This is a genomic window from Fusibacter sp. QWL-12 (genome assembly GCF_058683495.1).
The window spans coordinates 2647425-2661615 of record NZ_CM178745.1 but is presented as its reverse complement, the minus strand read 5'-3'; the positions used below and the strand labels follow the sequence as shown (position 1 = coordinate 2661615).

Annotated in this window: 9 protein-coding genes; 4 read left to right on the top strand and 5 right to left on the bottom strand. The window is 35.9% G+C overall.

From position 1 onward, the window contains the following. Positions 1-5: 5 nt before the first annotated feature. From AC4PID_RS12800 to AC4PID_RS12790, 3 genes are read right to left on the bottom strand one after another with little or no spacing between them, the layout of a single operon-like run. Positions 6-803 (bottom strand): 3'(2'),5'-bisphosphate nucleotidase CysQ family protein, encoded by a 798-nt coding sequence (locus AC4PID_RS12800; protein ID WP_492132395.1) that lies wholly within the window; start codon positions 801-803, stop codon positions 6-8. After that, a complete protein-coding gene (locus tag AC4PID_RS12795; RefSeq protein WP_492132394.1) occupies positions 790-4446 on the bottom strand; it encodes a UvrD-helicase domain-containing protein in 3657 nt (1218 codons plus the stop codon). Before AC4PID_RS12795 ends, AC4PID_RS12800 begins: the two co-directional genes overlap by 14 nt. A 3-nt stretch (positions 4447-4449) precedes the next feature. Then, positions 4450-7743, bottom strand: a complete 3294-nt coding sequence (locus AC4PID_RS12790; protein ID WP_492132393.1) for a PD-(D/E)XK nuclease family protein — start codon at positions 7741-7743, stop codon at positions 4450-4452. 127 nt (positions 7744-7870) lie between these two features. On the opposite strand from AC4PID_RS12790, the gene AC4PID_RS12785 reads away from it, so the two are divergent. Continuing rightward, positions 7871-8566, top strand: coding sequence for a TIGR01906 family membrane protein (locus AC4PID_RS12785; protein WP_492132392.1), 696 nt, complete (start codon positions 7871-7873; stop codon positions 8564-8566). 102 nt (positions 8567-8668) lie between these two features. Here the strand turns inward: AC4PID_RS12785 and AC4PID_RS12780 are convergent, their stop codons facing one another. Then, entirely contained in the window at positions 8669-9814 is a 1146-nt protein-coding gene (locus AC4PID_RS12780) for a GGDEF domain-containing protein (protein WP_492132391.1), read from the bottom strand. Positions 9815-10208: 394 nt separating this feature from the next. Beyond that, on the bottom strand, positions 10209-10835 hold the full coding sequence (locus AC4PID_RS12775) for a CBS domain-containing protein (RefSeq protein ID WP_492132390.1): 627 nt from the start codon (positions 10833-10835) through the stop codon (positions 10209-10211). A gap of 218 nt (positions 10836-11053) precedes the next feature. On the opposite strand from AC4PID_RS12775, the gene htpG reads away from it, so the two are divergent. From htpG to AC4PID_RS12760, 3 genes are all read left to right on the top strand, one after another. Beyond that, positions 11054-12931: a molecular chaperone HtpG gene (gene htpG / locus AC4PID_RS12770; RefSeq protein WP_492132389.1), complete on the top strand. Its 1878-nt coding sequence runs from the start codon at positions 11054-11056 to the stop codon at positions 12929-12931. A gap of 185 nt (positions 12932-13116) precedes the next feature. Next, positions 13117-13470: a CidA/LrgA family protein gene (locus tag AC4PID_RS12765; protein WP_492132388.1), complete on the top strand. Its 354-nt coding sequence runs from the start codon at positions 13117-13119 to the stop codon at positions 13468-13470. A 2-nt stretch (positions 13471-13472) separates the two neighbouring features. Further along, positions 13473-14171 (top strand): LrgB family protein, encoded by a 699-nt coding sequence (locus AC4PID_RS12760; RefSeq protein ID WP_492132387.1) that lies wholly within the window; start codon positions 13473-13475, stop codon positions 14169-14171. Positions 14172-14191: the final 20 nt, after the last annotated feature.

Here is a 14191-nt window from a genome sequence, read left to right as displayed (position 1 = left end):
TCCTCCTAAATAACAATCCCTGCTGCTTTTAAATCGACGATGTTGGCTGTATGATTCACAATGAAAAAACCATAGTTTTGAAGATTAACCTCTGAATAATCAATTGGCTCTCCGTTTAACTTTCTCATGATGCCACCGGCTTCATGTACAATACACTCCATCGCACACGTATCCCATTTCATTGAATAACCAAAATTATAGTAGACATCGAAAAGGCCTTCAGCGATCAAACAGCCTTTTATTGCGCTTCCCATTTCTGCAACACTTAAGATAGACTCGCCTAGATAGGCTTGTAAAGCAAGTGTTTTCTTAGATGGATGAGAACGGCTAACTAATAAATTGAAGGGTTTTATTCTCTTTGAAACCTGTAATTTAATAGGTTCCGAGTCTCCCTCCATCCGATACGCTCCGCCGCCTTCAACCGCATAATAGCTACGCTTTCTAACTGGAATATAGATAACCCCTAAAACGATCTTTCCTTTTTCCATAAGTCCAATACTCACTGAAAATTCACCATTTTTCTTTATGAATTCTTTAGTGCCATCCAGTGGGTCGATGATCCAACAGCGCTCCTTTTCAAATCGACTTGAATCATCACTAACTTCTTCAGATAAAAAAGCATCTCCAGGGAAGGCAGTTTTTAATATCTCTAATATAATTTGATTTGCTCGCACATCTGCTTCGGTAACTGGCGATTCATCCTTTTTATAGTTGACAGAGAAATCGTTTTGATAAACCTCTAAAATGCTCTCACCTGCAAGTTTTGCTGCTTTTAAAGCCAACTCAAGTTCACGCTCTAGCATAGTTCTCCCCCTCTTTTATCGGATATAAACGATCAAAGCCTATAAAGTATAAGTAGCTTTCACCAACGGGCATTCCAGTTAATGATTCTATTGCTTTTTTATATATTTCAATTTGTGTTCTATAGTAATCTGCAACTGAATGAATGCTTGATTCTGTCACGAAATCAGTTTTAAAGTCAATTAATACCCATTTATCTCGCTCCATAAAATACAAATCGATAATCCCTTGAACCAACTGATTGTCGTGTTTTAAAACAAATGGCGTCTCTCTATTAACATGAGCGGATGCCCTAATACGCTCAGCCAAATTCGAGTTCAGAAAATCAATGATTTTGTTTTGATTAATCATCGTCACATAATGCTCATCCACTAGTTTCTTCTGAACTTGAGTTTCAATAAATGCATTGATCGAACTTAACTCAGGCAGCATGTGGTAATCAATTTTTTCAAGAAGTGCATGCATTGTCGTACCAATCGCCATAGCGGTTGGCACATTAACTGCCTTGATAAACTTAGGCGACTCAAAAACTTTAGGTTGATTTGAGTTTTGTGATTTCAACTCAGAAACAGATATTTTCAGTGGTTTATAAGCTTCCGTTTTTACCAATTGAGCGAAATTAAATCGCTGATCAATCTCTTGATAGGCGTTGCTTTCACGTATGGTCTTCTTTAGCTCAGGATTAGTCCCATTGACAATTGAATGCACTTCAAATAATCTTTCTGATTCAACCTGTTCAACCTTAAGTGCCCCCTCAGCCAAAGTATTGCCATCCATTCGATTTACTTTAATTTTTTTATGCCCCAGCCAAGTACTCATGATCCAATCAATAAAGCCAGTTGCCGTTGATAGCGATAAAATATCCTGTGGCCTTTGCCAGTTTTTCTCCCTAGACTCTAAATCATTTAATGTCGCAAACAAAATGAGCTGATCAACGGGGCGTGTTAAAGCAACATATAAAACACGCATCTCTTCAGATAGGGTTTCTCGCTTTAGCGCTTCTCTCATGGCAAATTGTCCAAGTGATTTGGATTTTGTTCTAAGCTCAGTATCAACAACACTGAGTGCAACCCCCAGCTGTTTATGAAGCATTAAATCACCCTGAGCATCCATAAAATTAAACTTTCGCCCTAAACCACCAATGATAACAATTTTAAACTCCAATCCTTTTGATTTATGAATGCTCATCAATCTAACGACATCATCTGCTTCACCAATTAAACTGGCTACGCCAAAGTCAGCACTTCCAGAATGCATCTTTTCAATAAATTCTACGAAGTGACTTAATGTGAGTATACGAGATTGCTTTAATGCACTTGCTCGATCAACCAATAATTTCAAATTTGCTTGACGATTTCTACCTGCTGGCATCGCTGCTGCATATTGATAAAACCCAGTTCGCGTTAAGGCCTCCCATATGAGTTCGTCTAGCGGTAGATACATCGATGCCTTCCTTAAATGTTCTATCTGTTCATAAAGTCCAAACAATTGCATTTTAAGGTTATTTTCTAGTCCTTCTTCAGTTACGATGGCAAGAAGCTTATCGTAATAGTATTTTCCATTACCATTACGTTTAATCTGAACAATTTCATCCATGTTAAGTCCAACAATAGGAGATCTTAATACAGTTAGTAAGGCAAGATCATCATAGGGATTATCCACAATTTTAAGCAATGAAAGTATAAATTTCACTTCGAGTGTATCAAAGTAACCCGACTGACTGTCTGCAAAAAGTGGAATACCCTGTTCCATAAAAACCTGTTCAAAGGTTGGTGTCCAAGATCTTGAGCTTCTTAAAAGGATAGCAAAATCTCTATATTGAGCTGGTCTCACCTTCTGAGCTTTTGGATCATATACAGGTTGACCCAAACGTTCTTTTATTTTGACCGCAATCGCTGTGGCTTCCATTTCATCTGTTTTGAGTATTTCAGCTGCATCATTAGCATCAATTTCATCTTCAAAATCATCCATGCTAGACGTACCTGATATTGAAACTTCATTTTGAGCTTCGCTATCACTTTCTAAAGTCTTTTTCGAGATGAGGTTGACTTCGACTATGGTTTGGTCTATGGCTTCAAAATGCATGCCTGGATTTAACATCGCATCTTCATCATACGTGATTTCACCCAGACTCTCAGACATAATCGACTTAAATAAATCATTCACGGTTTCTAAGATTTCTGGTCGAGTTCTGAAGTTTCTTTTTAAATCAATTCGAATGCCTATGCTATTTTGTGCCTCAATTAAAGCGTTGACTTGTTCATAATCGACTTGCTCGTCAAAAACCATATTATTTGACTTGAGTAGCGTATCAAACTTCATAAAGGATTTATATTTACTTAAAAACAGTTCCGGGTCTGCCAATCTAAATTTATAGATACTTTGCTTGACATCTCCTACCATAAAAACGTTGTTGCCCTTAGAAATGCTATTAATAATATGCTCTTGAATACCACTTGCATCCTGGTACTCATCTACATAAATGGCATCAAACCTCTCTTTATAGCTGTCACAGATGTCTTGATTCTCAAGGATTTCTATTGCATAATGCTCTAGATCGTTGAAATCCATAAGGTTCTTTGCATTTTTAAGCGCTTTATAATACCCGCTGTAAACGATTGTTAATTCTATCAGAACTTCTAAAACCTGAGAAAGCTGGACCATTTCATTGTGAAATTCACCGATAGGTTTGTAATCTAATATTGCTTTAATCGGTTCAAACACTTGCTTCTTAATGATTTTATCTCGAATGAGTGTTTTTACTTCTTCTATCAGCGTCTCATCCATACTTTCTTTTTCATCTTTTTTTATACTTGCAATTCGATCAAACTTTGCCGTCCGAATGGCTTCAGCAAGTGAATCAAGCGAGCTAGCAGATTCGAGTAATCGCTCTAAAAGTTGAATGTCAGTTGTGATGGTTTTTAAGTATGGAAGTGGTCCTTCAGGTCTTTGACACAAATCTTGAGCATATTCCAACAGATGTATACCACTTTGTAACCGTTCTTTAAAAAGCGCAAGCAATGTTTCTTGCCACTCAATAGGCAGTCCCAAACGATACAACTCTTGCTGCTCTTCTAACCACTGAAACGGATATGGCTGACTTTGAATAAAATCAAAAATCTGAAAGAGGATACTTTTAAGCTTTTCATCATCCCTATTACCTGAATACGCATCTACAACTGAAAGAAAAGGAGCATCTGCTTTTTCAAATGCACTTTCAATGGCCATTTCCATCGCTTGTCCCGTTAACAACACACGCTCAGGTTCACCCATTAATTTGAAATTAGGATCACAATCTATTTGATGAAAATGATTGCGAATGACATCGAGACAAAAAGCGTGAAAGGTCTTAATACTGGCTCTATTTAATAGTTTGATTTGTTCGTTTAATTGCTTTGAATTACCCATCTGTGACTCAATTGCTGCCGATAATGCCGACTCAATTCGACTTCTCATTTCACTTGCCGCAGCATTTGTATAAGTTACAATTAGCATCTTGTCGATACTCGTTTCACCATTTAAGACCATCTTTGTGATTCTTTCAACCAAAACAGCCGTTTTTCCAGAGCCTGCAGCAGCACTAACAAGTAGATTGGCGCCTCTCAGACGTATTGCAGCCTCTTGTTCTATTGTCCATTTTGCCATAAATTATCCCTTGAACCTTTCTACGATTTCTTCAGTAGAATAACGCTTTAAATGCCTGTATTGATTGCCTTTAAACTTTGTATCGAACTGACAAATAGATTGATACTCACAAATTTGGCAACTGACAAATTGATCGTACTTACAAGGAGAGATAGCGATATTTCCAGCGTAAAGCTCTTCACCAATGCCTTCAATGACCGATGTTACATGCTGTAGCATGCCATCAAAAGCAACCAGAGGCATCACTTTGGAATCCTTCGTATAGTCGCCATCCGCTTTCACCTTTACTTGAATCACATCAGATGTCCCATTTTCAAATAAGGCATTATCGATCCCCTTTAATACAGTGGCATTTTCTAATGAAATACCATCCATTTTCAAAGCTGATGCAATTTTATTTTCTATTTGCTCAAGTAGCTTATCTGTCGTTTCAATCATAGGATCATCAATTTTAAAATAAAAAGCACCTGCTGGTTGTATTTCTTCCACCTTGAAATACTCTGGATGATCCAAGCACGCCTTCAAATAAACCATTAGCTGCATTTGAAGTCCATGATAAACCTCAGAGAGCGAAAGTGACTTTTTCCCTGATTTATAATCAATAATTTTAATGTATCTCGTACCTTCAATCTCAAATGCGTCCACTCGATCAATCACACCTTGAATATAGACCTTTTCACCATTATTAAGCTTAATCATAATTGGCGGTACTTTATTAGGACCTTCACCGAATGCAACCTCAAAAGCAATCGGATCAAAGCTACCCATTTGAAGTTGTCGCGTTAACTGCCAAGCAGCTTTATTAGTGACACGTTTTAGTTTATGAATCAAATATCGATATTGAAACTTAGAGTAAAACAAATCATTACCCGTCATATCTTCGATGATCTCATCTACTTTTATTTGTACATCCTGCCTTGTCATGTCTCGCCAATTGATTTTTTCTAAATAAACTTCTCGTCCAAAACGTTCCAAAGCACTGTGAAACAGAACGCCAACATCAGGTGCAGCAATTTCAAACTTTTTATGCACCACTGGCTTCAAGCCGGCACTTACGAAATACTTAAATGGACATTGGACGAACTGTTCTAGCTTTGAAACACTTGTTTTAAGTGGAAACTCATAAATCAAATTCACTGCTTCCTCTGATAACCTAGCCGTCTGATTGTTGTGCGCCAAACCAGCTTCAATTAGTTTAGCGTTTTCTACAGCATTATTCGTATACCATTCCAATAAAGCAATCCACTCAGAACTTAAGGGATATCCGTCCACATAACTTCTAATGTGACCTGCTAAATGTTCAAACGACGCCTGTTCGGAGGTTATTAGATAACTGACTTGATCGTCGTGAACTGAGATGTCGCGTTCTATGATATTAGGGCAAATTTTCTTTAGTTTATGAATCAAATAAGAAGGTCTTAATGCTGCACCTTCAGCATCTGTTTTTGCGTAGCTAAAATAAAGGTGTTCTGTCGGTCTCGAAAGCGCAAAATAAATATTGAACTGTTCCTTATCCACAAACATTTTACTATCAGAAAGGAGCTGCAGACCATTCTCTTTCAACCATTCCTTTTCAGAGTCAAGGATTAATTGATTGGCACCGCCTTGCTCTGGAATAACGCCATCATTAAACCCAAGAAAGAATAATACTTTTACTGGATGAGATTTCGATCGATCCATCGACCCAATTAAAACCGCTTCTTCAGATAAAGGGAGTAATCCAATCTCCATGGCATCAAAGCCACTTTCAAGCAATTGATGGAGTTCTTCCCATGTAACAATATCCTCTCCAATCAGTTCAACCAGCTGATCAAATAGATCCATTGTATTTTCCCAAATTTGTGAAAACAATTGTGCTTCATTTGAAAGGCCATTATCGTTAAACGTAGTGACGAAATTTTCAAGTAATACCGGTACTTTTAAATCCACCAGCATTTGATAAATCGCTTCTATCGCAACTCTCACACCAATTTTGCCATGCCTTAAATTAACATAATGAATCTGATCGAGTGCTTTAACGATTGGATTTAATTTTATATGATCTTCTTCAAGTAATTGATTTAACTTTTGTCTTGAAAATCCATTTTCTAATACAAAGATCTCAAATTCTGCAATATTAAGCGGGTTTGAGTCGATAAAACCCGTTTTCACCAGAGCTAAAACCGTTTCTTTATTTAAGCCTACTGAAAACAGTTTAATATAGGTTTTTATCAATTGAACCAGTGGATGATTTGAAACACCCACTTTTTCATCGATAAAAAATGGGATGCCCATTTCTTTAAATGTGCGTTTAATATAACCTGAGTAAGCGGATAGGTTGTTTGTAATGAGTATAATATCATTCCAATTGTAGTCGTGCTCTCTTACTAGCTCTAAAATTTTAGACCCACAATAGGTCACTTCCCCCAATTGGTGATCCGAGGCAAAGATGCATGCCGTATCAACATCTATAGCTTTTACCTGATAGGGATAAGCTTGCAAATTCTCTGCGATGTGCATGATATCTGAATTAGGTATTTCTCTATTCAATCCTTCGAGCTTAAACCTACCAGACTCTTTTTTTGTGAGTCTTTGGAAGGACAAGTTGGTGTGATCAAATAATGCTGTTGTTAGTTTTCCATCTGAGCAAAGTGTAACCGATACTTCCTCTGCAGGTTCTGCCATAGCCTTAATTACTGCAAGCTCTTGTAAAGTAAAGCTGTCAAATCCATCTAACCAAATAAGACTATTTGAAATCAGGTCAGATGAAGGAATCGCTTCAATAAATCTCTCAAACAAGTCTTCTTCGTCACTGTACTGATTTTCTTTATAGCTTTCTAATGCACTGTAAATGCTTGCAATGTCAGACAGCTTATGTGCCGTCATATTATTTCTTGGCATGTCTTTTATGTAGCCTTCTAAAAGTAAGGGAGAAACTCTATTTTGCTTCAACTCTTTTATCGTTTCAGAAAATTTTTCAATAAATCCGAACTTAGTAAAAGCTTTTCGATAGACACTTAATTGGCTTTGATTTTCGAAAAAAAGTTTTCTCAGCAGCATTTGTTTGCCAATATCGGATAATGTCACCTCATCCGTTGCATTGACTACCTTGTGAGCTAATCTTTTAAAGCTTACGATTTCAAGACCGATAAATCCTTCTGACTGTATCTGACCAATCAATTGCTTCTCAGCTTCAAGAGTAAATTGCTCTGGTACAATCAGAATTGTTTTTTTATTGGTTTGCATGGCTTTCGCAATTTCTGAATAAACTTGGTAGGTCTTTCCTGATTTTGCTTTACCGAAAATTATCCTTAACATGAAATCCTCCTGAAACCGCTTAATTACTCTATTTTACCACCATTTATCAAAGACTTCAAGAAAGCGACTCCCGTCTATACAGATGATTCAGACCGTTGTATAATGATAAAAAGAAATGGAGGCAGCTATGAAATTTTTACGTCATCTCAGCATAATAATAATTGGCATTGTACTTGTATTAGATGCATTTTTACTCCCCTTTCAGTTCTTAGCATTTGACGAAGGGTATTACTATGATTTATTTAAATCACTTAATGTGCATCAAGTGATTGGCATAGATGAGACAAGCTTAGAAGAAGTCACACATGCACTGGTTGCTTATATCGATAACGGAAGTGGCGATGTCACACTACAGGTTCCTGTAAATGGTGTGAGCACACAGTTCTATAATGATAAAGAGATCATTCATCTCTCTGATATTCAGAAACTCGTCTCACTTGGCAGACAGTTTTTAATCGGGATGAACCTTTTAATGCTCATCGGATTTTTCATACTTTGGTGGCAAAACAAAGAAAATAACCGCGCCTTTTTCCAGATGATTTTAAAGCCCTTTAAGCTTAGCTTTTTCCTAACTATTTTTACCTTAGCAGGACTTTATGCACTCTATTTTGTGGATTTTGACTGGGCATTTACTAAGTTTCACGAAATTTTCTTTACAAATGACCTCTGGCTACTAGATCCAAGAACCGATCGACTGATTATGCTCATGCCAATTGAATTCTTTACCACCTTTGTGGTCAAATGGCTAACCAATGTTGGCATCGTTTTGGCTGGTTACTGCTTCCTTGGTTTTTTTGCAGCGCGTCGTTTAGAAAACCGATAATGCGTTAAGATATTACCACAAGCGAGTTTGTGGCTTTAAAAAAAGAGAGTTCAGTTTAAAGCAACTGAACTCTCTTTATTTTTTGAAACTCATTAAGAATTTCTATTCTATCTTCTTCTTTTTCTTTTTGAAGTACATGTGCTGATCGACCTCATGAATAACTTCACTGTAGTTGACAGTCTCATAGCCAGCATAAAAGTACTCCCCTGAGGAAATCTTATAATGAATCATCTGATCTGAGTTTTCCAGCTTATAGACGAAAATCAAATCGTCTAAATCTTTTTTCAAATGCTTCATTTTATCTTTCCCTGGTGAAAAGACACAGAACTCATCTCCACCATATCTGAACAAAAGTTCATCAGGTCCAATCATGTTTTTTAATATGGCTACAAAATCCGCCAGCAACTTATCCCCTGTCATATGACCATATAAATCATTCACATGCTTAAAATCATCTAAATCGATAAAAGTTAACGTGAATGGCTGCTTTCGAAACAAGTGTGATGCAATTTGATCTTCAAAGTAAGCGCGATTGTATGCGCCAGTCATACGATCAAAAATCAAGAGATCATTAATTGCTTTTGAGCTACTTTTCATCAACATACTAGTTTGTGTGTACAAAATAGATATTAACGCAATTGCTAGGCCAACTTCATTATACGCATTTGACAGTAAATATATAACGACAAATGCAATTGTATAATAAGTTACCAATTGAAAGTATGCCAGTGGGTTAAAAAAACGATAGGCACTTTTATCCCCGCTGTGATAGATAGCGGTTGTGGTCATTAAAACGTTAAGGATGACAAGCCCATAAAACATACTCCATATTAAAACCGCAGTGATGACGGTTAGTTCAAATGACAAAAATCGTAAAATATATGCGGTAAATGCCGCTAGTACAATATGAGAAGTAATCCCATAGAGTAGTTTTATATTAAAAATACGTTCATTTGCATTATCTCTAAAAACTGAAATCAATCGATAAATCAAGTTGTATATGATAATGGCGATGTAAACCATTACTAATTCGTGTCGTACCAATGCGAATGTCACGATTGGCATCGTGATTGTTGCCTTGTTAGATCCACCGTAACTTATGTATCCTACTTCTGCAAAAATCAAAGCTATTAAAACGATTAGATAGCTCACGTCAACGGTAAATAAATCTCTTGATAAAGCAATTGCAAACAAGATAGCTGCTGATACAGTTAATACGCTCATATAGGACTTAAATACTTTACCCAATTCCTCACCTCGTAAAATCACTACTATTTCATTATACATCACTGAGTCAAAATATCCATACACACAATAAATAATGAGTCTAAAGTCCTATATAATATTGTTATTTTTTATCAATATTCACATTAGTTATTTTGTTGTTTTATGTATACCAATCTCGTCTCGCTATCACTCTTAATGCTGATAGATACATAAAACAAATATGAATAATACATATCTTCAGGCATCGAGTCTTCAGATTTTACCGCAATCGAGATTGTGGCTAAAAAAAGAGAAGTTGAAAATCTACCACAATTAGATTTAAAACTTCTCGATTTATTACGTCTCACTGTTATTTAATTATACGATACCAATTTCTTGCTTCATATCTGGATTATATTGGCATAAACAAACAAGTTTATTTCATATACTCTCTTACTTTGAAACCTTTTTCTTCAAGTTTTTTCACAATTTTATCGATATCAGCTCCTTCTAAACGGATTGAAATCTCTTGGATGCCCATAACTTCAGTATCCAACAATGCGATATTTGTAATATTGCCGCCATTTTTTGAAATCGTTTCAGCAATCTTAGTTAATACACCTTTGAAATCATCTGTAAGAATCGAAATTTTCGGATCGTGAAGGCCATAAATCTTAGTAAGTATTCCAAATAAAGCATTTTGTGTAACGATGCCTAAAAACTCTTCTCCATCTCCAACGACAGGAATAAAGCGTAGTTTATCTTTGAAAAAGATTTCAGCAGCTTCTTCAATTAGTAAATCTGGTGTTACTGGTGCTACCTTATTATGAATAAAATCAGATACTGGTTTTTCTAAAAAAGCATGTAAATCGGATTGATCTGATTTAAAAAACATATCATAAATGAATTGTTTGGATAAAAAGCCAATAAACTTTTTACTTTCTGTTACTGGCAAAGATAAAAAACCATTTTCCTCAATTAATTCAATCGCCTTCTTAGCTGAATCAGATGGCTTTAAAACAGTCAATTCCTTTACTGGTGTCATTATTGCCCTAACTCTCATATAAATTCCCCTTTCATCAAGTTGATGTTGTGTCAATATTATATTTATTCCCAAACTATTTATACCATAACAATTATATCATTAAATTAATAAAAAAAATAGTTGCCACATTTATTAGCACTCTTTTCTATCGAGTGCTAAAATTGTATTGACATTTTTATATGAGCGTTTTATCATTAATTTGGAAAGTTTATTTAGTTTACAAAGGAGTGAGTAATATGTCAAAAGAAAAAGGTTCTCTTTCCATACACAGTGAAAATATTTTTCCGATTATTAAGAAGTGGCTCTATTCTGATCACGATATTTTTGTAAGAGAGTTAATTTCTAATGCAAGTGATGCGATTACTAAGCTAAAGCAGCTTGCTTCAATGAATGAGATTAGCCTTTCGACGTCTGCTAACTATAAAATCGATGTCATTTTAGATGAAGCTGCAAAAACGATTACATTCTCAGATAATGGGATTGGTATGACGGATGAAGAAATAAAAAAATACATCAATCAAATCGCTTTTTCTGGTGCTGAAGATTTTATAGCACAGTATAAAGACAAATCAGACAAAGATCAGATTATAGGTCATTTCGGTTTAGGTTTCTACTCTGCATTTATGGTAGCAGAACGTGTGGAAATTCATACATTATCCTATAAAGAGGGTGCAAAGCCTGCTCTATGGAGATGCGATGGCGGCACTGAGTTTGAACTCGAAGCGGGAACACGTCAAGATAGAGGTACTGAAATTACACTTTACGTTGGTGAAGAAGGCCTCAGTTTCTTAAATGAATACACACTTAAAAGTACCATAAAAAAATACTGTTCATTTATGCCTTATGAAATATTCTTAACCGTAGTAGGCAAAGAACCTGAAAAAGATAAAGATGGTAATGTCATCATCGAAGAACCTCAAGCGCTCAACACAACGCAACCCCTATATGCCAAATCACCATCTGAGTGTACTGACGACGACTACAAAGCATTTTATAGAAATACCTTTAACGATTTTAAAGAACCATTATTCTGGATTCATTTAAATATGGACTATCCTTTCAATCTTAAAGGGATCCTCTATTTTCCAAAATTAAATACCGAGTTTGATACCATCGAAGGTCAAATTAAACTGTATAATTCTCAAGTATTTGTTGCAGATAATATCAAGGAAGTTATACCTGAGTTTTTACTACTTCTTAAAGGTGTCATTGATTGCCCAGACTTACCGTTAAACGTTTCTAGAAGCTTCTTACAAAACGACGGTTTCGTAAAGAAGATTTCAAATTACATTAGTAAAAAGGTCGCTGATAAACTTGTCGGCTTATATAAAACTGAAAAAGAAACATTTGAAGGATTTTGGGAAGACATTAGTCCTTTCATAAAATTTGGTGGCCTAAAAGATGAGAAATTTTACGATTTGGTTAAAGATATTTATCTTTATAAGACGCTAGATAACACATTTAAAACGTTAGACGAATACCTGGAAAGCATCAAGGAAAAACATGAAAATAAAGTCTTTTATGTGTCCGATCCAATACAGCAAGCACAATATATCAAACTGTTTAAAGATCATGACCTAGATGCAGTTATTCTATCTCATGGAATTGATTCCGCCTTTATTTCTATGCTAGAAAGCAAACGCGAAGGCGTTAGCTTCTCAAGAATTGATGCCGATTTAAACGAGCATTTAACGGAAACGAGCGAAACAGAAGATGAGAATAAAGAAGAAAGACAAGAAGCTTTGAAAACCCTTTTTGAAAAATCGCTTCATTTAGAAAATATGAAGCTAAAGCTTGAAAACATGAAGTCTGACTCTATTGCTTCTATGGTAGTTCTATCTGAAGAGTCAAGAAGGATGCAAGATATGATGCGTATGTACGGCATGCAAGGATTAGATCCTAATATGTTCAAGACAGAAACAACCCTAATCCTCAATCAAAAGCATCCGCTTGTGAAGCACCTACAAGATGACAGCATCACAGATGAAGCTTTAAAAGAAATGATTTGTCAACAGCTTTACGACTTAGCTATGATCAGTCACTCACCTCTCTCACCGGAGGCAATGACTTTATTTATCGAAAGAAGTCAAAAACTAATGTTGAAGTTGATTTAATCGCTAAAAATAATAGCTCAATGCAGTAATTGAAACATAATAAAAACCTCCCATAGTAATATTCTAAGGACAATTAAGCCTTAAGAAATTTACAAAGGGGAGGTTTTTCAATTAGCCAATAGACTTGCGCAAATAGATGGTTTGGCTTATGATTAAACCTAGATAAAATAGAAAAAGAGGCAATTATGAAATTAATTAATCAACTGGGTATCATCATGGCATTTTGGATTGCTGGCGATTTATTAAGCCACTTAATCAGCGGAATCGTAAAAATTCCTTCTGCAATAATGGGCATGGTTCTCTTTGCACTTGCGTTAACTACAGGACTCATTAAGGAACATCATATTAAAGAGACAAGTGATTTACTTTTAAATAATATCTCTTTCTTTTTTGTACCAGCAAGTGTAGGAATATTGGCGCTAACTGGTATGTCTTCATCAATTCTTTTGAAACTGTTTTTTATTTCTGTCGTATCAACACTTTTGACACTTTTTGTCACGATGTTTGTCACACATTTTCTAATTAAGAGAAGGGGGTAATTATGTTTTCTGAAATCACGCAAACGCCCGCTTTTGGAATACTGATCAGTATCATTGCCTACAGCATCGGAATTTGGATCAAAAACAAAACGAAAAGTGTCCTTGCAAATCCTATTTTAATTGCAGTCATCATTATTATTGCTTTTCTAAAATTAGCGAACATTCCCTATGCACATTATAAAATTGGCGGCGATGGTATTCATTACTTCTTAGGACCATTAACCGTCGCTCTTGGACTGATGCTTTATCGCCAAAGAAAAATTATTAAAAGTCACTTTATTAGCCTTTTGATTGGCATCACATGTGGGGTATTAACCTCATTCTTCTCCATTCTTTTAATGGGAAAATGGTTAGGACTTGATGAAATAATGGTTCGTTCTATGGTGCCAAAATCTATAACGACACCTATGGCACTCTCTCTTGTTGAGATCAATGGCGGCAATCCTGTCATCACAATTGTCATGGTTATTATTACAGGGATTTTAGGTGCACTCGTTGCCCCACTATTTCCTAAATGGTTTCCATTCTTAGATAAAATTGCCGTAGGCGTCGGTATCGGAACTGCCTCACATGGTGTCGGTACTTCTAAAGCAATTGAAATGGGAGAAACAGAAGGAGCACTCAGCAGTACAGCAATCGGCCTAGCTGGCCTACTTACCATATTACTGGTGCCCCCTTTATTTGTTTTGTTCTATCGTTGATTTTTATCGCAATATCACTG